General features: G+C 71.5%; 19 protein-coding genes and 2 tRNA genes. 5 read left to right on the top strand and 16 right to left on the bottom strand.

What is annotated here, in order from left to right; all coding sequences use genetic code 11:
* Nucleotides 1-30: 30 nt before the first annotated feature.
* A tRNA-Ala gene (locus O3X23_RS32845) sits at nt 31-103 on the bottom strand.
* A gap of 208 nt (nt 104-311) precedes the next feature.
* Here O3X23_RS32845 and O3X23_RS32840 point away from each other — a divergent pair.
* Nucleotides 312-1,664, top strand: a complete 1,353-nt coding sequence (locus O3X23_RS32840) for a glycosyltransferase 87 family protein (protein ID WP_269276049.1) — start codon at nt 312-314, stop codon at nt 1,662-1,664.
* A 50-nt stretch (nt 1,665-1,714) separates the two neighbouring features.
* On the opposite strand, the gene O3X23_RS32835 is transcribed toward O3X23_RS32840, so the two are convergent.
* Complete coding sequence (locus tag O3X23_RS32835) at nt 1,715-2,221, bottom strand: MarR family winged helix-turn-helix transcriptional regulator (protein WP_269276047.1); 507 nt, start codon at nt 2,219-2,221, stop codon at nt 1,715-1,717.
* Nucleotides 2,222-2,310: 89 nt separating this feature from the next.
* Here O3X23_RS32835 and O3X23_RS32830 point away from each other — a divergent pair, with 89 nt between their 5' ends.
* Nucleotides 2,311-3,378 carry an alkene reductase gene (locus O3X23_RS32830; RefSeq protein ID WP_269276045.1) on the top strand — a complete coding sequence of 356 codons (1,068 nt, stop codon included), beginning with the start codon at nt 2,311-2,313 and terminating at the stop codon, nt 3,376-3,378.
* Nucleotides 3,379-3,432: 54 nt separating this feature from the next.
* Here the strand turns inward: O3X23_RS32830 and O3X23_RS32825 are convergent, their stop codons facing one another.
* Nucleotides 3,433-4,881, bottom strand: a complete 1,449-nt coding sequence (locus tag O3X23_RS32825; protein ID WP_269276043.1) for an MFS transporter — start codon at nt 4,879-4,881, stop codon at nt 3,433-3,435.
* 94 nt (nt 4,882-4,975) lie between these two features.
* Here O3X23_RS32825 and O3X23_RS32820 point away from each other — a divergent pair, with 94 nt between their 5' ends.
* On the top strand, nt 4,976-5,938 hold the full coding sequence (locus tag O3X23_RS32820) for a helix-turn-helix transcriptional regulator (protein ID WP_269276041.1): 963 nt from the start codon (nt 4,976-4,978) through the stop codon (nt 5,936-5,938).
* A 57-nt stretch (nt 5,939-5,995) separates the two neighbouring features.
* Here the strand turns inward: O3X23_RS32820 and O3X23_RS32815 are convergent.
* From O3X23_RS32815 to O3X23_RS32790, 6 genes are all read right to left on the bottom strand, one after another.
* Nucleotides 5,996-6,068 (bottom strand) — tRNA-Ala (locus O3X23_RS32815).
* 94 nt (nt 6,069-6,162) lie between these two features.
* Nucleotides 6,163-6,816: a histidine phosphatase family protein gene (locus O3X23_RS32810; RefSeq protein ID WP_269276067.1), complete on the bottom strand. Its 654-nt coding sequence runs from the start codon at nt 6,814-6,816 to the stop codon at nt 6,163-6,165.
* A complete protein-coding gene (rsfS, locus tag O3X23_RS32805; protein ID WP_138353142.1) occupies nt 6,813-7,247 on the bottom strand; it encodes a ribosome silencing factor in 435 nt (144 codons plus the stop codon). Before rsfS ends, O3X23_RS32810 begins: the two co-directional genes overlap by 4 nt.
* A gap of 139 nt (nt 7,248-7,386) precedes the next feature.
* Entirely contained in the window at nt 7,387-9,123 is a 1,737-nt protein-coding gene (locus O3X23_RS32800) for an LCP family protein (protein ID WP_269276039.1), read from the bottom strand.
* A gap of 26 nt (nt 9,124-9,149) precedes the next feature.
* Nucleotides 9,150-9,752 (bottom strand): nicotinate-nucleotide adenylyltransferase, encoded by a 603-nt coding sequence (gene nadD, locus O3X23_RS32795; protein ID WP_269276038.1) that lies wholly within the window; start codon nt 9,750-9,752, stop codon nt 9,150-9,152.
* 8 nt (nt 9,753-9,760) lie between these two features.
* Nucleotides 9,761-9,913 carry a hypothetical protein gene (locus O3X23_RS32790; protein WP_187144878.1) on the bottom strand — a complete coding sequence of 51 codons (153 nt, stop codon included), beginning with the start codon at nt 9,911-9,913 and terminating at the stop codon, nt 9,761-9,763.
* Nucleotides 9,914-10,049: 136 nt separating this feature from the next.
* On the opposite strand from O3X23_RS32790, the gene O3X23_RS32785 reads away from it, so the two are divergent.
* The gene (locus O3X23_RS32785; RefSeq protein ID WP_443048048.1) at nt 10,050-11,207 is read left to right on the top strand and encodes a M48 family metallopeptidase; all 1,158 of its coding nucleotides are present in this window, start codon (nt 10,050-10,052) and stop codon (nt 11,205-11,207) included.
* Between the two features lie 13 nt (nt 11,208-11,220).
* Here O3X23_RS32785 and O3X23_RS32780 read toward each other — a convergent pair whose 3' ends face one another.
* The 6 genes from O3X23_RS32780 to galE form a co-directional block, all read right to left on the bottom strand.
* A complete protein-coding gene (locus O3X23_RS32780) occupies nt 11,221-12,327 on the bottom strand; it encodes an SCO2583 family membrane protein (protein WP_269276034.1) in 1,107 nt (368 codons plus the stop codon).
* Nucleotides 12,328-12,393: 66 nt separating this feature from the next.
* Nucleotides 12,394-12,831: an SCO2583/SCO2584 N-terminal domain-containing protein gene (locus O3X23_RS32775; protein ID WP_269276032.1), complete on the bottom strand. Its 438-nt coding sequence runs from the start codon at nt 12,829-12,831 to the stop codon at nt 12,394-12,396.
* A gap of 95 nt (nt 12,832-12,926) precedes the next feature.
* Nucleotides 12,927-14,234, bottom strand: coding sequence for a glutamate-5-semialdehyde dehydrogenase (locus O3X23_RS32770; RefSeq protein ID WP_269276030.1), 1,308 nt, complete (start codon nt 14,232-14,234; stop codon nt 12,927-12,929).
* A 119-nt stretch (nt 14,235-14,353) separates the two neighbouring features.
* Nucleotides 14,354-14,755 carry a hypothetical protein gene (locus tag O3X23_RS32765; RefSeq protein WP_443048049.1) on the bottom strand — a complete coding sequence of 134 codons (402 nt, stop codon included), beginning with the start codon at nt 14,753-14,755 and terminating at the stop codon, nt 14,354-14,356.
* Nucleotides 14,756-14,963: 208 nt separating this feature from the next.
* Complete coding sequence (proB, locus tag O3X23_RS32760) at nt 14,964-16,094, bottom strand: glutamate 5-kinase (protein WP_269276028.1); 1,131 nt, start codon at nt 16,092-16,094, stop codon at nt 14,964-14,966.
* Nucleotides 16,095-16,228: 134 nt separating this feature from the next.
* A complete protein-coding gene (galE, locus tag O3X23_RS32755) occupies nt 16,229-17,209 on the bottom strand; it encodes a UDP-glucose 4-epimerase GalE (protein ID WP_269276026.1) in 981 nt (326 codons plus the stop codon).
* A 123-nt stretch (nt 17,210-17,332) separates the two neighbouring features.
* Here galE and O3X23_RS32750 point away from each other — a divergent pair, with 123 nt between their 5' ends.
* Nucleotides 17,333-20,899: a bifunctional glycosyltransferase/CDP-glycerol:glycerophosphate glycerophosphotransferase gene (locus O3X23_RS32750; RefSeq protein ID WP_269276025.1), complete on the top strand. Its 3,567-nt coding sequence runs from the start codon at nt 17,333-17,335 to the stop codon at nt 20,897-20,899.
* Nucleotides 20,900-20,974: 75 nt separating this feature from the next.
* On the opposite strand, the gene O3X23_RS32745 is transcribed toward O3X23_RS32750, so the two are convergent.
* Nucleotides 20,975-22,564, bottom strand: a complete 1,590-nt coding sequence (locus O3X23_RS32745) for a glycosyltransferase family 2 protein (RefSeq protein WP_269276023.1) — start codon at nt 22,562-22,564, stop codon at nt 20,975-20,977.
* Nucleotide 22,565: the final 1 nt, after the last annotated feature.

The raw sequence follows: 22,565 nt of genomic DNA, 5'->3' as shown, positions 1-22,565 counted from the left end.
GCCGGTTCGGCGATCGGGCCTTCTTGATTGTGGAGCTACGGAGAATTGAACTCCGGACCTCTTGCATGCCATGCAAGCGCTCTACCAACTGAGCTACAGCCCCGCGTTGTGCCCCGCCGGGTTCCCCCGGCGACTCGGCATACATTACACGGCCCTGGGGGTGTTTCGCCAAATCGTTTACCCGGGGCGCAGGGGCTCACCCGGAGCGCGTGTGCCCCTGCTTTCAGCGGCCCGGCCAGGTACTGTCGGGATTCCGTGCCAGGTACACCGGCGCCCCGTGCCCCCCACCAGTACCCCTGGAGCAGAGCACTGTGACAGCGACGCAGCTGACCGCCGACACCCGGGTTCTCGCGGCCAGGACGTTCATTCTGCGGCGACCGACGCTGCTCGCCGCGGTGGTCTGCCTGGCATCCTTCGTCGGTTTCTGGCTGGCGCAGCGCGCTTCCCACGTGTCGATGATCGACCTCATGGTCTACCGGGCCGAGGGGGCGACCGCGCGCAGCGGCGGCGATCTGTACGACATGCGGGCCACGTACGCGAAGCTGCCGACCACGTACCCGCCCTTCGCCGCGCTGATGTTCATGCCGCTGACCTGGATCGGCGTGGGCGCGATGCGCGCGGCGGCGACGGTGGCCAATCTGGGCCTGCTGGTGGTGCTGGTCCATCTGTCGCTGCGGCTGACCGGGCGGCCGACCAAGCTGCCCGCCGCGGCGGTGACGCTGGCCGTCGCGTCGGTCGCGGTGTGGTGCGAGCCGGTGTGGACGACCCTGCGGTACGGGCAGATCAATCTGCTGCTGGCCGTGCTGGTGCTCTGGGACCTGACGCGGCGCGTGGGCCACCGCTGGGCCGGGTTCGGGACGGGGATCGCGGCGGGCGTCAAGCTGACGCCCGCGCTGTTCGCCGTGCTGCTGGCGCTGGCCGGGGTGGCCCTGGGCTGGCGGCGGCTGCGGGGCGGCCACAACCCCTGGAACCCGCATCTGCGGCGCGCGGCGGTGGCCGTCATGACGTTCGTCGGGACGGTGGTGATGGCGGCGATCGCGCTGCCGCACGACTCACGGCGGTTCTGGACCGAGATGCTCTTCGCGGCGGACCGGGTCGGCTACGGGGAGGACACCGCCAACCAGTCGCTGCGCGGGATCTTCGCCCGCGCCCTGCACACCGCCGACCCGGGCGGCGGCTGGCTGCTGGCGGCCGCCGTCGTCGGCTGCGCGGGCCTGGCCATCTCGGTCGCGGCGCTGCTCGCCGGGGACCGGCTCCCGTACAACGTGGCGTGGGCGACGCTGGCCTGCGCCGTGACCGCCCTGCTGGTCAGCCCGATCTCCTGGTCGCACCACTGGGTGTGGGGGGTGCCGATGGTGGTCCTGCTCGGCACCGAGGCGCTGCGCCGCCGGGATCCGCTGTGGGCGGCGGGAGCGGCCACGGCGGGGGTGCTGTTCTGCTCCTTCATGCTGTGGATGGTCCCGCACGGTGCCCAGCGGTTCGAACTGGGGCAGAGCGGCGGCCAGATGGCACTCTCCGCGGTCTATCCGGTGATGGGCGCCGCGTTCCTCGCGGTGACCGGCACGGTGGCGTTCCAGGCCTTCCGCAACGATCCGCGCCGACGGCGTTCCACCCGCGTGGTGTCGTCGCGGCGGTCGGCGGCGTACGACTACGCCGACCGCTGACCTCCGACGCCGACCGGGCCGCCGGCCGCCGAACCTGACCGGCCCCCGTCTCAGCAGACGTCCGCCGGCCCGTCGGCCGCGTCGCAGAGGCTGCCCTCGACCCGGGCCAGCAACCGGGCCAGCTCCTGGCGCTCGTCCGCAGAGAGGCCCGCGACGGTGATCTCCTCCAGCCTCCGCCACGCGTCCTCGACGGGGGTGCGCAGCGCGTGTCCCGCCTCGGTGGCCTCGACGAGGACCGCGCGCCCGTCGTCGGGGTCGGGGCGCCGGGTGACCAGGCCGGACTGTTCGAGGCGCTGAACCATCCTGGTGACCGTCGAGGGGTCGAGCTCCAGCACTTTGATCAGATCCGACTGGCGCTGGGGTCCCGCGTCCCACAGCCGCATCATCAGCAGTTCCTGCCCCGCGTAGAGGCCGGCGCCGCGCAGCAGCCGGCCGGCGGCCATGCGGTGGGCGCGGGCGGTGCGGAACACCGCGTGGCTGATGTTGGTGACGCCGCAGGGTGCCGACGGTGTACAGACGGGGTCCTCGGTGGCGGCGCGGCGGTTCGTCGGGGTCATGAACCCATTATGTTGGCCGGCCAAGGAATGTGTCGGCATGCTGCGCGGTTGATTGGTTGGCCGACCACATAAATTCTGGGGAGATCCTCATGTCCAACGCCTTCGACCCCATCGACCTCGCCGGCATCCGGCTGCCCAACCGCATAGCGATGGCCCCGATGACCCGCAGCCGCGCCTTCGGCCCCGGCGCCACCCCGACTCCCGCCATGGCCGAGTACTACGCCCAGCGCGCCTCCGCCGGGCTGATCATCACCGAGGGGATCCAGCCCAGCGCCGTCGGCCAGGGCTACCCCGACACCCCCGGGCTGCACAGCGCGGAGCAGATCGCCGCCTGGCGGACGGTGACCGACGCCGTGCACACGGCGGGCGGCAGGATCTTCGCCCAGCTGATGCACGCCGGGCGGATCGGCCACCCGGACCTGTTGCCGGACGGGCTCGTCCCGGTCAGCGCCTCACCGGTGGCCGCCGAGGGCGTGGTGTACACCCATGAGGGGCCGAAGGAGTTCATCGCGCCGCGCGAGCTGGACGACGCGGAGATCCGGGCCACCATCGCCGACTTCGCGGCGGCCGCCCGCAACGCGATCGAGGCCGGCTTCGACGGCGTCGAGATCCACGGCGCCAACGGCTACCTGGTCCACCAGTTCCTGGCCCCCAACACCAACCGCCGCACCGACGCGTGGGGCGGCGGCGACGAGGACCGCGTCCGGTTCGCCGTCGAGGTGACCCGCGCGGTGGCCGACGCGATCGGCGCCGACCGCACCGGCCTGCGGATCTCCCCCGGAAACCCGTACAACGACATCGCCGAGCCCGAGCCCGAGGCCGTCTACAGCGCCCTGGTGCGCGCGGTCGAACCGTTCGGCCTGGCCTATCTGCACCTGGTCGAGGGGGTGGACCGCGGGCTGACGCTGCGGCTGCGCAAGCAGTACGCCGGCACCCTCGTCCTCAACGTCTGGTCCGAGCGCCGGCCCACCCCGCCCGAGGCGCTCGCGCTGATCGAGGACGGCACCGCGGACCTGGTGTCCTACGGTGCCCTGTTCCTCGCCAACCCCGACCTGCCGCGCCGCCTCGCGGCCGGGGGGCCGTACAACACGCCCGACTCCGCCACGTTCTTCGGCGGGGACGAGCGCGGCTTCACGGACTATCCCGCGCTGGTCTGAACGCGGCGGGGGCGGAGCCAGACAGGCTCAGGGACGGCTCCGCCCCGCGTCCCGCTACGACCTGTCGCGTCGCAGCCCCAGCAGCGCCCCGGCCAGCGCGAGGACGGTCAGCGCCGCCGCCGTCACCGCGAAGGCGTGGGCCGCCGGGTGCGGCCCCGCGACGTCGAGGCGGTTCAGGAACAGCGTGCCGAGGGTGGCCACGCCCACCAGCATGCCGAGCTGGGTGACCGTGGCCAACAGCCCGCTGGCGTCCGCCGCGTCCTGCGGGGCCACCTTCCCCAGCGCGCGGGTGAGGGTCGGACTGAACGCCGCTCCCAGCCCCGCACCGATCCCCGCCAGGCCGGCGAAGAGCGCGAAGCCGCCGTGTCCGCCACCGCGCAGCGCCAGGCCGAGCCCCGCGAACGACAGTGCCGCGACGGCGAAACCGGCCGGGGCCAGCCAACGGTGCCAACGCTGCGGCAGACGGCGCCAGTTGAGGCCGACCCCGCCGAAGAACACCGCCGCGACGGCGAACGTGAGCCCGGTGCGCAGCGCGCTGTCGCCCAGGCCGGTCTGCAGGTGCAGGGCGATGCTGAACAGGAAGCCCGCGTTGACCGCCATGGACAGGCCGATCATCGTCGCCGCCCGCGCCATCCCCGGCGCCCGCAGCACCCGCCCGGACACCAGCGGGGCGCCTCCGCGCCGCGCGAGCCGCGCTTCCAGCACCGTGAACAGCCCGAACAGGGCCACGCTCAGGGCGAGGCAGACCCAGCCCCACACCGGCCAGCCCTCCTCCTGCCCGAGCACCAGCGGCACGGTGAACAGCGTCACCGCGGCGCCGAGGGTCAGCAGCCCCGGCAGGTCCAGCCCGCGCCGCCGTTCGGGTGCGCCGCTGACGTCCGCCGGGATCACGCGCGGCGCGACGACCAGCATGGCCAGCCCGATCGGCACATTGACCAGGAACACCGGGCGCCAGCCGGTGCCGAACACGTCCGCGCTGACCAGCACACCGCCGAGCGACTGGCCGATCGCCGCGCCCGAGGCGAGCACCGCCGAGTAGACGCTGAGGGCCTTCGCCCGCGCCTCGCCGCTGAACGTCAGCTGGATCAGGCTGAGCACCTGGGGAATCATCAGCGCCGAGCCGGCGCCCTGGACGAACCGGAAGCCGATCAGCTGTCCCGTGGACTGCGCGAGCCCGCAGGCCAGCGACGCGGCGGTGAAGAGGGCCAGCCCGCCCAGGAAGATCCGCCGGTGGCCGAGCAGATCACCGATCCGGGCGCCGGTGATGAGCAGCACGGCGTACGCGATCGTGTAGCCGGCCACGATGAGCTGCAGTCCGGCGCCCGACGCGTGCAGGTCGGCACGGATGGTGGGCGCGGCGACGTTCACGATGAACACGTCGAGCAGGGCCATGAACTGGCCCGTCAGGATGATGCCGAGCAGCAGGCCGTTGCGCGGACGCCGGACGGCGCCGGGGGTGGTCTCCTTGTCGGTGACGGGGACCGGAAGCACGGAATTCGTCATGTCCGCCAGCCTGGGCGCGGCGCACTACTGGTAACGAGAGCCCTGTGATGCTGGTACCGGCAGCACCTGGCAAGCGGATCCGGCCCGATGCAGGATGGGGAGCATGCCCCAACGCCGCACCGAGCTGGCCGCCTTCCTCCGCAGCCGCCGCGCCCGCATCACCCCCGCGGACGTGGGCATGCCGCCGGGCCTGCGGCGCCGTACACCGGGTCTGCGGCGCGAGGAGGTCGCGCAGCTCGCCGGGGTCGGGGTCACCTGGTACACGTGGCTGGAGCAGGGGCGCCCGATCAACGCGAGCGTGCAGGTGCTGGACGCGGTCGGCCGGGTGCTCCAGCTCGACGTGACCGAGCGGGAGCACCTCTACCGGCTGGCCGGCGTGCCCTTCGTCCGCCAGGACGTCTCCGACGCGGAGGTGGTGGGTGTGGAGGTGCAGGGCATCCTGGACGCCCTGGACCCGCTGCCCGCCGTCGTCTACAGCGCGCGCTACGACGTGCAGGCCTCCAACGCCGCCTACCGCGACATCTGGCCCGCGACCACGTTCGTCCCGCGCTCGGAGCGGAACGTGCTGCTGAAGCTGTTCACCATCCCGGGCTGCTGCTCGTCGATGGTCAACAGCGACGAGGAGCTGCCCCGGATGGTCGGCCAACTGCGGGCCTCGTACGGCCGGCATGTCGGGGAACCGGTCTGGGAGGCGTTCATCGCACGCCTGATCCACGAGAGCCCGGAATTCGCGCAGATGTGGGCGCGCGGCGACGTCGCCTCGCCGGGGTCGCGGCTCAAGGTGTTCCGGCACGCGTCGGTCGGGCTGATCAACCTGACCTCGGTGTCGCTCGCGATCGACGGTATGACCGAGCACCGGATCGTCGTCTACACCCCAGCTGACGACACCAGCCGCGCCCAGATCGAGCGGCTGCGCGCCATGGACGACCCGATGGTCGGCTGCCCCGTGCACCGCCGCAAGGTCTCGGAGATCGTGGCGGAGCAGAAGACGGAACGGGACGCGACACAGGACGAGGAACGGGACGTGCGGCGGGCGCCGGCCCTGGCAACGGACTGACCTGGAGCAATGCAGAAAATCCCGCCCGATCGTGATGATCGGACGGGATCCTGATTGTGGAGCTACGGAGAATTGAACTCCGGACCTCTTGCATGCCATGCAAGCGCTCTACCAACTGAGCTACAGCCCCGCCGTTGCCAGCGGCTCGCGCTGGGAACGAGAAGAAGCTTAACCGGTCTCCCGGGCAGATGCGAAATCCGCCCGGTGATCCACCGGGGAGTGGATCAGTTGTCGTCGCCGAGCACCGGTTCCGGCAGCGTGCCCGCGTTGTGCTCCAGCAGCCGCCAGCCGCGCGCGCCCTCGCCCAGCACCGACCAGCAGCAGTTCGACAGGCCGCCGAGGGCCTCCCAGTTTCCCGCTTCCAGCCCCAGCAGCCGTCCGATCGTGGTGCGGATCGTGCCGCCGTGGCTGACGACCACGAGCGTCGCGCCGTCGGCCAGCTTGTCGGCCTCGCGCAGCACCACGGGAGCCGCCCGGTCCGCGACCTCGGTCTCCAGCTCACCGCCGCCGCGCCGTACCGGCTCGCCACGCTTCCAGGCGGCGTACTGCTCGCCGTGCGCCGCGACGATCTCCTGGTGGGTCAGGCCCTGCCAGTCCCCCGCGAACGTCTCGCGCAGCCCCTCGTAGTGGGTCACGCCGAGACCGGTCACGGCAGCCAGCTCGGCGGCCGTCGCCGAGGCGCGCTGGAGGTCGGACGCGATGATCGCGGCCGGTTCCAGGGCGCCGAGCAGCCTGGCGGCGCGCCGGGCCTGGGCGATACCGTCCGCGGTCAGCGGGATGTCGGTACTGCCCTGGAAACGCTGCTCCAGGTTCCACTCGGTCTGGCCGTGCCGCCAAAGAACGATCCGGCGGCCGCGGCCCGTCGTGTGCCCGTTCAGCTCAGGTCTCCGTCCGCTTCGGCGGCGTACAGCTTCGCGTGCTCCTCGCCCTTGCCGCGGGTGGCGACGGCGTCGGCGGGCAGCTCGATCTCGGGGCAGTCCTTCCAGAGCCGCTCCAGGGCGTAGAAGACACGCTCCTCGGAGTGCTGCACGTGGACCACGATGTCGATGTAGTCGAGCAGCACCCAGCGGCCGTCGCGCTCGCCCTCGCGGCGCACCGGCTTGGTGCCCAGCTCCTTGAGGAGCGCCTCTTCGATACCGTCGACGATGCCCTTGACCTGCCGGTCGTTCGGGGCGGAGGCCACCAGGAACGCGTCGGTGATGGAGAGGACGTCGCTGACGTCATAGGCGATGATGTCGTGCGCGAGCTTGTCGGCGGCGGCCTGCGCGGCGGCCTTGATGAGCTCGATGGAGTGGTCAGTGGCGGTCACAGGTGAGGCTTTCGGGTCGAGGGCGTGTCTCTCCAGGGTCTCACGCCCCACGGACAGCCCCCGACCCGTTATACGTCAGGCCTGGTCAGGCCCCCCGAGCGGCTTCCCGGCCGGTCCCGGGCCGCCGCTCAGGGGGGTGTCAGCCCTTGTAGTCCTTGCCGAGGACGACCGTGATGTCCGCATTGGCGGCGACCGTTCCCTTCTTCACCGCGCCCGCCGGCAGCCCCAGCGTCTTCGCCACGTCGGCCGCCGCCGCCTTGCGGGCGTCGTCGGCGTACAGCACCTCGGAGGCCGCCTGCGCCTTCGGCGCCGTGCCGCCCGCCACGTAGGTGTACGAGCCGCCGTTCAGGATCGCGGCCTGGGCCAGGCCCGCCGCCTTCTTGTCACCGGAGGCGTCCTTGATCGAAACGCGGGCCTGGGCCGAGGCCCCGGAGTTCTTCACGGTGCCGCCCAGCACGTCCTTCACGACGCTCGCGGTCGCCTGCTCGCTCAGCGTGCCGTTCGGCTGCACCGGCAGCAGCGCGGTGCTGTAGGCGCCCGCCTTGGCCTGGTCCGCGAGCTCCGCCAGTGAGGCGCCGAGCGCGTTGATGGGCAGCGAGGGGTCCGGGATCGAGTTCAGCGCCTCGACGGTCTTCGTCGCGGAGGCCGCGTCACTGGGCATCTTCGCCAGGACGGCCTGCATCACCTGGCCGAAGCGGATGAGCTGCTTGGCCTGCGCCTCCCCCGTGCCGCGGTGGGTGGCGTACGCGACGGCCGCCTGGCCGTTCAGCTCCTGCGCCTTGCCCTGGTTGACCAGGACCTTGCCCGCGTTCGCCTGCGTCCCCTTCACCACGGTGTCGGTGTCCAGGGTGATCCCGCCGAGGGACTCGACGAGGATCTCCAGATACGGGGTGTCCAGCCGCCAGCTGCCCTTGATGTCCGACCCCAGCAGCGTGTTCAGCGCCTGCCGGGTGGGCTCCTGCCCCTGGTCGATCTGCTTGCCGAGCGTGGTCACGGCGCCCTCGTCGGTACTGAGCGAGAGCGCGTTCGGCAGCAGCACCGTGGTGCCCTTGCCGGTGGTCTGGTTGCTGACCAGCAGCGCCGTGGAGGACTCCGAGCCCGTCACCGGCCGCAGGTTCACCACGATCACGTCGCGCTTCTGGCCACCCGCACCCGACGCCGCCGTGCTCTTGCCGGGCGCGCCGAGGCCGGGGATCCGGCCGGTCTTCCAGAGGTAGCCGGTACCGCCGACCAGCGCCACCACGACGAGGAGGATCAGTGCGATCTTGCGCTTGCGGCCGCGCCGCTTGCGCTCGTCACGGCGCTCGGTGCGGGACTCCGAGAACGCCAGCCAGTCGATGACCTCTTCCGACTCCTCGTCGTCCTCGTCGACGAAGGCGAACTGCTCGGTGCGGTAGTCCTCGCCGGGCTGCTGCTGCCGCCGCTGCGGCACGGCCTCGGGCCCGGGACCCTGCGCGGGCACCGGGGCCGCGGCCGGCGGCGTGGCCGGGGCCGGCGCCCCGTAGTACGGCTGGGCGGCCGGCGCGCCGTACTGCGGCTGCTGGTACTGCGGCGCCTCCTGGTACGGCTGCTGCAGGGGCTGCGGCTGCGCGTACTGGGGGTCCGGATACGGCTGCTGCTGCGGGATCCAGCCCTGCTGCTGACCGGCGTACGTCTGCGCCGGGTCCGCGTAGTACGGGTCGGCGTACCCCGGCTGCTGCTGCGGCGGAGGCTGTTGCTGGGGCTGCTGCTCCGGCTGCTGTGCGTACGGGTCGTATCCGTACTGCTGCTGGTAGTAAGGGTCCTGGGGCGCGGGCGGGTCCTGCGGGGCGTACGGGTCCTGACCGTTCTCAGGACCTCCCTCGGCGTATTGCCAACGGGGGTTTGCGTCGTCCACGAGGACCCCTTCACTGCGATGCGTCGCTACCCGTCGTCCCGGTAGAGCTTGCGTTTGTCGATGTAGCGGACCACCCCGTCCGGCACCAAGTACCAGACCGGATCGCCCTTGGCCACTCTCTGGCGGCAGTCCGTCGACGAGATCGCCAGCGCGGGGATCTCGACCAGCGAGACCCCGCCCTCCGGGAAGCCCGGGTCCGCCAGGGTATGCCCGGGACGCGTCACCCCGATGAAATGCGCCAGCGAGAAGAGCTCTTCGGCGTTCCGCCAGGAGAGGATCTGGTTGAGCGCGTCCGCTCCGGTGATGAAGAAGAGGTCGGCGTCCTGGTGTTCGTCGCGCAGGTCCCGCAGGGTGTCGATGGTGTAGGTCTTGCCGCCGCGGTCGATGTCGATGCGACTCACCGAGAACTGCGGGTTGGAGGCGGTGGCGAGCACCGTCATCAGATAGCGGTCCTCGGGCGGCGAGACCGGCTTGTCGGCTTTCTGCCACGGCCGGCCGGTCGGCACGAAGACGACCTCGTCGAGCTGGAACAGGCTCGCCACCTCACTGGCGGCGACCAGGTGACCGTGGTGGACGGGGTCGAACGTTCCGCCCATCACGCCGATCCGCTTCTTCGCGCTCCCAGGCATCGCGGAGACTAGTCCCGGTTGAAGCGGGTCGTGATCCACAGCAGGAGCAGCAGCGCGAACAGCGCGCCACCGCCCGTGAGATACGGGCTGAGGCTCTCGTGGTTCCCCCCGCCCGACTCCTCGGCAAGGGTGGTCAGTGCGGCGGCTGCGTATGACGTCATGGTCGGCAGGACCTTTGCGGTTTCGGGGACGGACGGGAAGACTCACGCACATCGTACGGGCGGGCCCTGTGGAACTTAGCGCAGGCTCCGCGCGTCCAGAGTATGTACCGGTTGGCTATCAGGGGGTTGGGTCACTATGTCCGTGCCGAACGATCCGAGCGACTCCACGGAGTCCAGCGGCGGTGCCGCGAAGGTGCCCAGCCGCACGCGAAAGCGTTTCCCTGGTATCTCCTCCAGGGCGTACGAGCACCCCGCCGACCGGTCCGCGCTGGTCGCGCTCCGCAAGCTGACCGGGTTCGACACCGCCTTCAAGGTGCTCAGCGGACTGCTCCCCGAGCGTTCGCTGAGGCTGCTGTTCCTCTCGGACTCCGTCCGGGTGAGCGAGCAGCAGTTCGCGCACCTGCACACCATGCTGCTGGACGCCTGTTACATCCTGGACCTGGAGAAGGTCCCGTCGATGTACGTCACGCAGGACCCGCAGCCGAACGCGATGTGTATCGGTATGGACGCGCCGATCATCGTGGTCACCACCGGCCTCGTCGAACTGCTCGACGAGGAGGAGATGCGGGCGGTCGTGGGCCATGAGGTGGGCCACGCGCTCTCCGGCCACGCGGTCTACCGCACCATCCTGCTGTTCCTGACGAACCTGGCCGTGCGCGTCACGTGGATCCCGCTGGGCAACCTGGCGATCCTGGCGATCGTCACCGCGCTGCGCGAGTGGTTCCGCAAGTCCGAACTGTCGGCCGACCGGGCCGGGCTGCTGGTCGGACAGGACCTGCAGGCGTCGATGCGCGGTCTGATGAAGATCGCCGGCGGCAACCACCTGCACGAGATGAACGTGGACGCGTTCCTGCAGCAGGCCGACGAGTACGAGGCCGCGGGCGACCTGCGCGACTCCGTCCTGAAGATCATGAACGTGCTGCCGCGCAGCCACCCCTTCACCACGGTGCGCGCCGCCGAGCTGAAGAAGTGGGCCGCCAGCCGCGACTACCAGCGGCTGATGGACGGGCACTACCCGCGCCGGAGCGAGGACAAGGACACCTCGGTCTACGACTCCTTCAAGGAGTCGGCCAACCACTACGCGGAGAACGTCAAGACCAGCAAGGACCCGCTGATGGGTCTGATACGCGACATCTCGACGGGCGCGGGCGACATCGGCGGCAAGCTGCGCAACAAGTTCACCGGTCCGGGTGGCACCCAGACCACCACGAAGGAGCGGCCGGCCGACGGCACGCAGGACGGCGCCGAGAACGGCCCCGAGAGCGGCCAGGAAGACGGCCCGCGCGCGGAGTAGGGCGGAGTCGGGTCTAGGGAGCCGCCGAGGACGTGGCGGAGGGCGGCGCCGGGGAACCGGTGGCGTCCTCCCTCAGCCCCGCGCAGACCGAGGCGGCCCGGCGGTGCCGGTCGTGCGGATCGACGGCGGCCGGGACCTGCGGCGACTGGCCGGCGAGCAGTGGCCGGAAGTAGTCGGCGGCCCCGGCCGTGCAGGACAGCGGCCCTGCGGCGACATCGGCCTGCACGACCTCCGTGTGATGGTCCCGCAGGTCCTCCCGGTCGAACCGGAACCGCATCTCGCGCCGCACGGTGAACAGCGAGGTGGGCCCGCCCGGCGCCGTGCCGGCCCCGGTGGCGCCCTGCACGGCGTACACGAGGGTGTGGTCGGTGACGACCTCCAGCCGGTCGTCACCGACCTGGGCCACCGTGATCGTGCCGTTCACCCGCACCTTCTGGTCGACCAGCCGCACCACGGCCGGGTCCAGCCGCACCAGCCAGCCGGTCGCCGCGTGCAGCCCGTCGTCGGCCGGAGCGCTCAGGCTGCGGTCGAACTGGTCGATCTGACCGGGATCGATCAGATCCCGGACGGCGCGCACCCCGCCGCCCGTAAGCGCTTCCGGGTCGAGCGCCGAGGCGATCAGGTACTCGCGGGCGGTGCCGAGTGCCTGCATCACCTGGCCCTCGGTGAAGTCCCCGACGCGTCGCGCGGTCGGCAGCGGAATCGCCTCGACGCCGGCCCGGTAGTGCGCGGCCGGATCGTTCGCGTAGAGCGCCGCCCCGGTCACGGCCGGTACCGGGCCCGGGGGCACCAGCGGTATCAGGGTGATCCGCAGCGGCTCCACCGCGCTCGGCGTCGAACTGCTGTACGGATGACGTATGCCCAGGTAGATCGCGGTGCCGAAGGCGACGGCGATGAGCACGACCAGGACCAGGACCTGCCGCGGGGCGCCGGTGCCGGGCCACATGCGGCGGACCCGCACCGCCCGGGAGGTCCCGTCCAGCCGCTCGCGGGCCGAGTACTCCTGGATCCGGGCAGCACGGACGAACGACTCGTCGAAGACGACGGATCGGTACTCGTCCTCACCACCTCCCGGGACTCCCTCAGGGGCGCCCTCAGGAGGGTCTCCAGGACCGGCCATACCACAAGGTTAAGTCTCCGCAGGCACATATAAACGCCGTGATACGCGACAACTTCTGACAGCAGCTCAGGGAAGCGGGGTCGCGGCCACCGGCGGAAGGGTCTGACTGCCGACCCGGCCGCTCGACGGCGGCGCCGGTACGGCCGGCTGGCGGCCGCCGCCCCCGGCGCCCCGGTACACGGCCGCGAAGGTCAGCGCGACCACGCCGATACCCATCAGCACGGCCAGCAGCCAGGCCAGTGAGCGGTGCCAGCGGACACTGCCGGAACGGTACGGGCGGCCTTCGGCCATCCGGGCGTGCTGCCGGTACAGCTCGTCCGATTCGCCGGCGTCGTACCGGATGGGATCGGCCGGCACGGACCCGGCGCCGGACATGCTCTCGGCCTCGGCGCGGGCGCGCGCGGCGGCGAGCATGCGCTGGCGCGCGCTGGGCTCGTGCACGGGCGCGGACCGTACGAAGTCCTCGTCGAAGACCATGGATGCGAACTCGTCATCATCCGGCATCCGACCAGGGTAGTCCTGGCAACGACGCTTTGGGCAGGGAGCGGATGAAATACGCTGCCCGGCCGCCCCGTTGGCCCTGTGGACGGGCCGCCGCGCTACCGGATGTGACCGTCGCCGGTCACGATGTACTTGGTCGACGTCAGTTCCGGCAGGCCCATCGGGCCGCGGGCGTGCAGCTTCTGGGTGGAGATGCCGATCTCCGCGCCGAAGCCGAACTCGCCGCCGTCGGTGAACCGCGTCGAGGCGTTGACGACCACCGCGGCCGCGTCCACCAACTGGGTGAAGCGGCGCGCCGCCAGCTGCGAGGTGGTGACGATCGCCTCGGTGTGGCCGGACGACCAGAGCCGGATGTGGTGAACGGCCGCGTCCAGCGAGTCGACGACCCCCGCCGCGATGTCGTAGCTCAGGTACTCCGTCTCCCAGTCCTCCATGGTCGCCGGGACCACGGTGGCCTTGGAGCCGGTGCGCTCGGCCAGCGCCAGCACCCGCTCGTCGCCGTGCACGGTCACCCCGGCCTCGGCCAGCGCCGCCAGTGCCAGCGGCAGGAACGCCTCGGCGATGTCCTGGTGGACCAGCAGGGTCTCGGCGGAGTTGCAGACGCTGGGACGCTGCGCCTTGGAGTTGATGAGCACCTCCACCGCCATCGGGAGGTCGGCCTGCGCGTCCACATAGACGTGGCAGTTGCCGGTACCGGTCTCGATGACCGGCACTGTCGACTGTTCGACGACCGTCCTGATGAGTGACGCTCCGCCGCGCGGGATGAGGACGTCGACCATGCCGCGGGCCCGCATCAGTTCCGTGACGGACTCCCGGCTCTCGCCCGGGACCAGCTGCACCGCGTCGGCGGGCAGTCCGGCGCCTCCGACGGCGTCCCGCACCACCTTCACCAGCGCCTCGTTGGACGCGTACGCGGAGGACGAGCCGCGCAGCAGCACCGCGTTCCCGGACTTCAGGCACAGCGCAGCCGCGTCCACGGTCACGTTCGGCCGGGCCTCGTAGATGATGCCGACCACACCGAGCGGCACCCGCACCTGGCGCAGATCGAGCCCGTTCGGCAGCGTCGAGCCGCGCACGACCTCGCCGACCGGGTCCGGCAGACCGGCCACGTCCCGGACGTCGGCGGCGATGGCCGCGACCCGCTCGCGGGTCAGCGTCAGCCGGTCGATGACCGTCTCGCTGCTGCCCGCCGCCCGCGCCCGCGCCACGTCCAGCGCGTTGGACTCGACGATCTCCTTCGTCCGCACCACCAGCGCGTCGGCGATGGCGAGCAGCGCGTCGTCCTTCGCCGACCGCGGCAGCGGCGCCAGGTCGGCGGCGGCGGCCCTGGCCCGGTAGGCGGCCCGCAGCACGGCGGACTCGGGCAGGGGGGAGGGCAGGGAGGGGGCGTCGTGGCTGCTGCTCATACCCGGCAGCCTACGGCGACCTCCCCGGACGGTGGGACGCCCTTCCGGCCGTTGAGACGCGGCTCGGACCGCCCCCGGCCGGCCGGGGGCGGGGCCCCGGGCCGGGCCGGGTGCGTCCCCTAGAAGGGGTGGACACCCACCGGCACGGCGGGTGCCGGGCCGTATCCCTCGGAGATGCGCTGGTGATAGGTCTCACGGTCGATCACTTCGAGGCCGACCGTCTCCCATGGCGGAAGTTTGGCCGTCGAGCGGTGCTCGCCCCAGAGGCGCAGCGCGATGGCCGCGGCGTCATGGAGGTCACGGGCCTCCTCCCAGTACCTGATCTCGGCGTGGTCATCGGCATACCTGCTGGTCAGCAGGAACGGGTGATCGTGCGCGAGCTGTTCCAGCGCACGTCTGACCTCGGGCAGCGGGGCCTCGGGCCCGGAAACGCTGAGCGTCACGTGCCAGAGCCGGGAGCTGGTACGCGCTTCCGGCTGATGGTCCGCACTGCTGTCCACTCCGCTGTCGACGCTGACCAGTGCCCGTTCGGTCGTCCCCCGGGGGAGCGAACCTGGGCGCCCTCGTCTCACCGGCGGCCTCCCTGTGGCGTTCTGCTTTGCGAGCGCCGCCCGTCCCCGCGGCGGTATTGGCGACTCCTCCGCTTCAAAGTTGACCAGGGTGCGGGCTACCGCGGGGGCGTTTTCGACAAGAAGTCCCCGACTGGGTCTGCCGGGCCGGGCCCTCGGCTCAGTGCTGGTGCAGCACAACGAGGTCGTCGCGGTGCACGACCTCGCGCTCGTAGGCGGGTCCGAGTTCGCGGGCGAGGTCGTGCGTCGAGCGGCCGAGCAGCCGCGGCAGTTCCCTGGCGTCGAAGTTGACGAGTCCCCGGGCGACGGCCCGGCCGGACTCGTCGAGCAGGTCGACCGGGTCGCCGGCCACGAACTGCCCCTCGACGCCGGTCAGTCCGGCCGGCAGCAGCGACGTGCGGCGCTCGGTGACGGCCTTGACCGCGCCCGCGTCCAGGCGCAGCGCGCCGCGCGGGGTGGAGGCGTGGGCGAGCCACAGCAGCCGGTCGGCGGAGCGCTTGCCGGTGCGGTGGAAGAGCGTGCCGGTGACGCGTCCCGCGAGGGCGTCGGCGGCGTGGCTGGCGGAGGTGAGGACGACGGGGATGCCGGCGGCGGCCGCGATCCGGGCCGCCTCGACCTTGGTGACCATGCCGCCGGTGCCGACCCCGGCCTTGCCCGCGCTGCCGATCGTGACGCCTTCGAGGTCGGCGGGTCCCGCCACCTCGTCGATGCGGGTGGCGCCCGGCGAGCGCGGGTCGCCGTCGTAGAGGCCGTCGACGTCGGACAGGAGTACCAGCAGGTCGGCGCGGACCAGGTGGGCGACGAGGGACGCCAGCCGGTCGTTGTCGCCGAAGCGGATCTCGTCGGTGGCCACGGTGTCGTTCTCGTTGACGACCGGCACCGCGCCCATGACGAGCAGCTGGTCCAGCGTCCGGTAGGCGTTGCGGTAGTGGGCGCGGCGGCTGATGTCGTCGGAGGTCAGCAGCACCTGGCCGACCCGGATCCCGTAGCGGGCGAACGACGCGGTGTACCGGGCCACCAGCAGTCCCTGGCCGACGCTGGCCGCCGCCTGCTGGCGGGCGAGGTCGCGCGGGCGCCGGTCGAGGCCGAGCGGGGCGAGGCCCGCGGCGATGGCGCCGGAGGAGACCAGCACGATCTCCCTCCGGCCGTTGTCCCGGGCCGTGGCCAGCACGTCCACCAGCGCGTCGACGCGGTCCGCGTCCAGCCCGCCGGACGCCGTCGTCAGCGAGGACGAACCGACCTTGACCACGACCCTGCGGGCCTCCACCACGTCCTGCCGCGCCGCTGCCACGTACGTCCCCTGTGCTCGCCTGTTCCCGTCGGTCCACCTGCCCCGATCCCGTGCAATCTACGTGATCGGGGGCATCGCGCGGCCGGGCGTATCGCGCCCTGGACACCGCGCGGCCGGCCCGCCGGGGCGGCGGATCAGTCCTGCGGCCGCGGGTGCCGCAGCCGCCAGCCGGCCCAGGCCGAGGTGACCATCTGACGGACGTCGTACCGCGCGGACCAGCCCAGTTCCTTGCCGATCAGCTCGGCCGAGGCGACCACCCTGGCCGGGTCGCCGGCGCGGCGCGGGACGGTCTCGGGCGCCAGGTCGGTGTGGCCCGACACCTCGCGGATGAGGTCGATCATCTCGGCCACCGACACGCCCTCGCCGGTGCCGATGTTGAGCTTCAGGGACGCCGAGGGGTCGGCGGTCAGCCGCCGCGCCGCGGCGACATGGGCCGAGGCGACGTCCTCGATGTGAATGTAGTCACGGACGCAGGTGCCGTCCGGCGTCGGGTAGTCGTCGCCGAAGATCAGCGGGGGCCTGCCCTGGTCCAGCCGCTCGAACACCATCGGCACCAGGTTGAAGATCCCCGGGTCGCCGAGCTCGGCGGAGGCGGCGCCCGCCACGTTGAAGTAGCGGAGCGAGGCGGTGGCCATGCCGTGCGCCCGGCCCACCGCGGCGACCATCCACTCCCCCGTGAGCTTCGTCTCGCCGTAAGGGCTCATCGGGTCGCAGGGCGTCCGCTCGGTGACCAGGTCGACGTCCGGCATGCCGTAGACCGCGGCGGAGGAGGAGAAGAGGAAGCGGCCGACCCCGGCGTCCGCCGCGGCCTCCAGGACCGTCTGCAGGCCGACGACGTTCTCGCGGTAGTAGTGCAGGGGGCGCTCGACCGACTCGCCGACCTGCTTCTTCGCCGCGATGTGCACGATTCCGGTCACCGCGTGCCGGCTCAGGACGCTGTCCAGCACGGCCCGGTCCAGCACCGAGCCCTGCTCCAGGGGCACTCCCGCGGGCAGCCGCGTGACGTCGCCGGTGCTGAGATCGTCGAGGACGACCACCTGTTCACCGCTCTCGACGAGCGCCTTGACGACATGCGATCCGATATATCCGGCACCACCGGTGATCATCCAGGTCATCCGGTCAGTCTAAGTCGGTGAGTAGCCATGCGATAAACTCGGAGTGAACCCTCAGCAGGCTGCGCTCCCCCGGAGCAGGACCTCGGTTCGTCGTTTCCCGCCACGGAAAGGTTGTTCTGACCCATGGTCCCTCGGCTCTCGGTGGTAGTGCCGATTTACAACGTCGAGACGTTTCTCGAGGAATGCCTCGAATCGCTCGCCGGTCAGACGCTCCGTGAGCTCGAAGTCATCATGGTCAACGACGGTTCGACGGACAGCAGTGGCGAGCTCGCCACCGCCTTCGCCGCCCGCGACCCGCGGTTCCGCCTCGTCGAACAGACCAACGGCGGCCTGGGCCACGCCCGCAACACCGGCGTGCGCAACTGCACTCCGGGGGTGGAGTACCTCACATTCGTCGACAGCGACGACATCATCCCGGACTACGCCTACGAGCACTTCCTGTCGACGCTGGACGAGACGGGGTCGGACTTCGCGTCGGGCAACGTGTTCACGCTGGACTCGAAGGGCACCGCCCAGTCCGCCATGCACCGCAAGGCCACGGCGACGACGCGGCTGAAGACGCACATCACGCGCGACCCGGCGCTCATCGCCGACCGGCTCGCCCCCAACAAGGTGTTCCGCCGCACCTTCTGGGACAAGTACGCGATGGAGTTCCCCGAAGGTGTGCTCTACGAGGACACCCCGTTGACGGTCCCGGCGCACTTCCGGGCCCGCAGCGTCGACATCCTCGGTGAGCCCACGTACTACTGGCGGCAGCGCGAGGGCGGCGCGGCACCGTCCATCACCCAGCGCCGCACCGAGTTGAAGTCGGTCCGCGACCGCGTGGCCGCCGTCGACTCCGTCAGCCGGTTCCTCGCCGCGCAGCCGGGCAAGGAGTACCGCAAGTACAAGCGGTGGTACGACGAGACGGCGCTCGCCAGCGACATCCGGATCTTCATCAACGTGCTGCCGGACGCCGACCAGGAGTTCCGCGAGCTCTTCATGAAGGTCGCCTCGGACTTCCTGAGCCGGGTGGACCCCCGTGCCCTGGACGCGCTGCCGGCCCTGATGCGGCTGAAGTGGCACCTGATCCGGCACGGCAAGCTGGACGAACTGCTCGAGGTCCTGTCGTACGAGAAGAAGGAGACCGGAGCCTCGCTCCCGGTCGTCCGGCGGTTCCGCCGCTACGGCAGGTTCCCGTTCTTCGGCAACCGCACCGTGGGTGTGCCGAAGCACGTGTACCGCCTCAAGCAGGAACTGGCGCTGCGCACGAAGGTGTCCTCGATCACCTGGCACGGCGACGAGCTGAAGATCGAGGGCTTCTCCTACGTCAGCAACCTGAACGTCCACAAGCGGCGGATGTCGCTCAAGGTCATCGCGCTGCGCAACAGCAAGTCCAAGCGCACGCTGGTCATTCCGGCGCGCACGGTCTTCCGCCCCGAGGCCACGTCGACCTCCGGCCAGAACCGCTACTCGTACGACTGGTCCGGATTCGAGCTGACGGTCGACGCGCAGAAGCTCAAGCAGCGCAGCGGCTGGAACGAGTCCACCTGGCGCTTCGCGATCGGCAACCTCAGTCGCGGCCTGCTGCGCAAGGGCGCCCTGAACCCCGGCGCCTTCGGCTCCGGCACGCACCCGCCGGTGCACTACGTCGACGCCGAGACCCGCATCGTCCCGCTGTTCATCGGCGGCCGGCTGCGGCTGCGGGTGGAGAAGGTCCGCGCCCGGGTCACCGGGCACGAGCTGACCGACGGGTTCATCGAGATCCGCGGAGTGGCGGCCGGCAAGCTCACCGAGGGCAGCCGGCTGAGCATGCAGCACCTCAAGACCCCCAGCTCGCACGAGTACCCGCTGGAGATCGGCGCCGCCACCCAGGGGCAGACGGCCTTCACCGTGCGCATCCCGCTGGACGACATCGTCGACGGCCGGATGACCGAGGTGGCGCTCTCCTCGGTCAAGGCGCCGGACAGCGAGACGTGGCGGACCGAGATCGTCGTTCCCGGTGAGCCCAAGTCGCGCCAGCTGATCGCCGACGACGACCTGGCGCCGGGCCGCTACCCGCTCGCGCCCTCGGCCTCGGGGCTCCCCCGTGAGCTGGCCCTGCACCGCAACGCGCCGGGCTACCTGCTGCTGAGCGACCGGATCGTACGGCCCGTCGTGGACCGGCTGACCTGGCAGTCGGACGGCTCGCTGCTGGTCGAGGGCGAGTGCCCGACCAGCGCCACCGACCCGGCGAACCTGGTGCTGATGCACCGGGCGCACCACGAGGAGAAGGTCTTCCCCGTGACGGTGGAGAACAACCGGTTCTCCGCCACCCTCACCGTGCACGCCGTCCCGGGCATGGCCGGCACCCTGCCGCTGCGTCCCGGCCGCTGGAACCTGATGTTCCAGAACTCGGTCGAGGGCAACGAGCGCACCCCGGTCGTCATCAGCCCCGCGCTCATCGACGACCTGCCCGCCGAGACCATGGTCGCGGGCCGCAAGTACGTCGCGGCCGCGCACTCCTACGACCGGCTGGCGCTCGAGGTCACCGCCTCGCTGCGGACCGACGAGCAGGGCCCGTACCGGCAGCGCCAGCTGCGGACGCAGTTCTACCCTGAGGCCCGCACCCAGCCGCTGCGCGAGTCCGTGCTGTACGACAGCTACACCGGCAAGCAGTTCTCCGACTCACCGCGTGCGGTGTTCGAGGAGCTGATGCGGCGCGGCGACGACCTGGAGCACCTGTGGGTCGTCCGCGACGAGCAGGTGGAGCTCCCGCCGGGCGCCAAGGCCGTCCGCATGTGGGGCCGCGAGTGGTTCGAGGCGCTGGCCCGCAGCCGGTACATCGTCACCAACGCGCACCTGCCGTACTGGCTGAAGCGGCGTCCGGGCCAGGTCGTCGTCCAGGCCTGGCACGGCACGCCGTTGAAGAAGATCGGCCACGACATCGAGGACGTCCAGTTCACCAACGGGCGGTACCTGGAGAACGTGGCGAAGGAGTCGAAGAGCTGGAGCTTCATCGTCTCCCCCAACCGTTTCAGCACGCCGATCCTGAAGCGCGCGTTCGCGTTCGACGGTGAGCTGCTCGAAGCGGGCTACCCGCGCAACGACATGCTCTACGCGCCGGAGCGCGAGGAGATCGCCCAGCGGGTGCGCGAGCGCATCGGCCTCCCCGCGGGCAAGAAGGTCGTGCTCTACGCCCCGACGTGGCGCGACGACCAGTACTACGGCCCCGGCCGGTACAAGCTCGACCTCCAGGTCGACCTGGTGAAGGCCAAGCAGGAGCTCGGGGACGACTTCGTCCTCCTGGTCCGGCGCCACCCGAACGTGGTGGACACGGTGCCGGGCGCGGGCGAGGGCTTCGTCTGGGACGTCTCGGAGTACCCGGAGATCGGCGAGCTGTTCCTCGCCGCGGACGTTCTGATCACGGACTACTCGTCGCTGATGTTCGACTACGCGAACACCGGCCGCCCGATGCTGTTCTTCACCTACGACCTGGCGCATTACCGCGACCAGCTGCGCGGCTTCTACTTCGACTTCGAGAAGGAGGCCCCCGGGCCGCTGATCGCGACGTCGGACGAGCTGATCGCGTCGCTCAAGGACCTGGACGCGGTCACGGACCGGTACAAGGACGCCTACAAGAAGTTCCAGGACGTCTTCTGCGACCTGGACGACGGCCATGCCGCGGGCAGGGTCATCGACCGGATGCAGGAGCTGGCCAAGGAGTCCTGACCTCCCGCCACAGCCGCGAAAGGGCGGCCATCCCCTCGGGGGTGGCCGCCCTTTCGGGTGAACCGGGCGGGCGCGTCAGCGGCCGAGCAGCCTGCGCACCCGGGCCTCGGCGACCCTGCGGGCCCCCTGCAGCCCGTCGGCGACCCGCAGGACCAGTGCCCGGCCGCCGGTGACGTGCGTCTGCACCAGCAGCACCCGGCCGGTGGGGCGCACCACGATGCCCCGGCGCGCCGCCTGCGTCCCGGCGGCACGCACCTCCACCGGGGTCGCGGAGCCGTCGGCGTACCGGATCTCAGCCCGTACGCTCCACACGCCGAGCCTCCCGGGGCAGGCCAGGGCAGCGGTCGACAGCCGTACCCCGGCGGTCCAGCCGTCGCCGTCGGGGACCAGCGGCGCCTCCACGGCGACCGCGGGGCGGCCGCCCGTGCGCTCCTCCAACTCGACGGTGACGGTGCGCGGGCCGAGCTCCGCGAGCCGCCCGTACAGCTCGTGCACGCGCAGGCTCAGCCGGGTGCTGCCGCCGGCCCTGACGCGGCCGTCGACGGCCACCGGCAGTTCGGCGGTGGTCAGCAGGCCGAGGCCGGCGGGGGGTGCGGCGAGGTCGTCGTACGGCGGGATCAGCCGGGGCGGGCGTGCGGTCAGCTCCACCAGCCGGCCGAGCTCCGCCGGCTCGGGCGCGGTCAGGATCGCGTCGGCGATCCAGCGGGAGACGACACCCGCGCAGGCGATCCCCTCCGGGTCGAACCCGGTCAGGTACTCACGGGTGATCCGCCACCACTCGGCCACGTACTCCCGGTCGCGCTGCGGGAGTTCACGCAGGTACAGCGGCAGGTCGTAGTCGCAGAACTTGGCCAGCGCGTGCAGCGCCAGCTCCTCGCGCCCGGCGGAGCGCAGTACCTCGACGACGCCCCGGTGGGCGGTCACCCGGGACTGCCAGTTCCTGATGGCGCCGCGGCTCAGCGAGATCGACAGCTTCGCCGCCTGCCGGCGCACCTGCCAGAGGTAGACGGGCTCGTCGGTCACGGCCAGCCGCGGGTCGGCGGCGTACACGCGCGCGGTGAAGACGAAGTCCTCGTAGTGGAAGGCGCCGTGCGGGAAGGTGATGCTGTGCTTCTCCAGGAACGCCCTGCGATAGAGCTTGTTGACCGAGAGGGTGTCCCACAGCATGCGGGGGGTGTTCTCGATCCCCTCGATCACGGTGCCGGGCAGCTCGGCGCCCGCCGACCGGTCGTACAGCAGCGGGGCCCAGACGGTGGTCGCGCCGTCCGGGAGCTCCACGCGCAGGCACTGACCGGCGACGACGTCGGCACGCCGCTCCTCGGCGATCGGCAGCAGGGTCCCGATCGCCCGCGGCGGGAGGATGTCGTCGCTGTCCAGGAACATCACGTACGGGAACGCGGCGGCGGCCATGCCGTCGTTGCGGGGCGTCCCGCACCCGCCGCTGTTCGTCTCCCGGGCGATGATCCGCAGCCGCGGTTCCGCGGCGAGCGGCGCGAGCGCGTCGACCGTGCCGTCCGTCGAACAGTCGTCGACGACGATCACCTCGCCGACCTCCGGCCCCTGTGCGAGCGCGGATTCCACGGCGCTCACGATGCGGGAGGCGTCGTTGTAGACGATCACCACGATGCTGACGTGTCCCATGCCCGACCCCAAGTCGCTGACCATC

Origin of the sequence: Streptomyces sp. H39-S7, assembly GCF_027158205.1 — a bacterium.
Lineage (GTDB): Bacteria > Actinomycetota > Actinomycetes > Streptomycetales > Streptomycetaceae > Actinacidiphila.
The sequence above is the reverse complement of the archived record's forward strand: the minus strand, read 5'-3'. Positions and strand labels throughout refer to the sequence as shown.

Coding starts and splice junctions, on each gene's coding strand:
- O3X23_RS32820 (WP_269276041.1), top strand. CDS start 4,976: ATGGGGAGCATGCCCCAACGCCGCACCGAGCTGGCCGCCTTCCTCCGC.
- O3X23_RS32790 (WP_187144878.1), bottom strand. CDS start 9,913: ATGACGTCATACGCAGCCGCCGCACTGACCACCCTTGCCGAGGAGTCG.
- O3X23_RS32830 (WP_269276045.1), top strand. CDS start 2,311: ATGTCCAACGCCTTCGACCCCATCGACCTCGCCGGCATCCGGCTGCCC.
- O3X23_RS32825 (WP_269276043.1), bottom strand. CDS start 4,881: ATGACGAATTCCGTGCTTCCGGTCCCCGTCACCGACAAGGAGACCACC.
- O3X23_RS32775 (WP_269276032.1), bottom strand. CDS start 12,831: ATGCCGGATGATGACGAGTTCGCATCCATGGTCTTCGACGAGGACTTC.
- O3X23_RS32745 (WP_269276023.1), bottom strand. CDS start 22,564: ATGGTCAGCGACTTGGGGTCGGGCATGGGACACGTCAGCATCGTGGTG.
- O3X23_RS32770 (WP_269276030.1), bottom strand. CDS start 14,234: ATGAGCAGCAGCCACGACGCCCCCTCCCTGCCCTCCCCCCTGCCCGAG.
- nadD (WP_269276038.1), bottom strand. CDS start 9,752: ATGCCTGGGAGCGCGAAGAAGCGGATCGGCGTGATGGGCGGAACGTTC.
- O3X23_RS32750 (WP_269276025.1), top strand. CDS start 17,333: ATGGTCCCTCGGCTCTCGGTGGTAGTGCCGATTTACAACGTCGAGACG.
- O3X23_RS32835 (WP_269276047.1), bottom strand. CDS start 2,221: ATGACCCCGACGAACCGCCGCGCCGCCACCGAGGACCCCGTCTGTACA.
- O3X23_RS32785 (WP_443048048.1), top strand. CDS start 10,050: ATGTCCGTGCCGAACGATCCGAGCGACTCCACGGAGTCCAGCGGCGGT.
- galE (WP_269276026.1), bottom strand. CDS start 17,209: ATGACCTGGATGATCACCGGTGGTGCCGGATATATCGGATCGCATGTC.
- O3X23_RS32780 (WP_269276034.1), bottom strand. CDS start 12,327: ATGGCCGGTCCTGGAGACCCTCCTGAGGGCGCCCCTGAGGGAGTCCCG.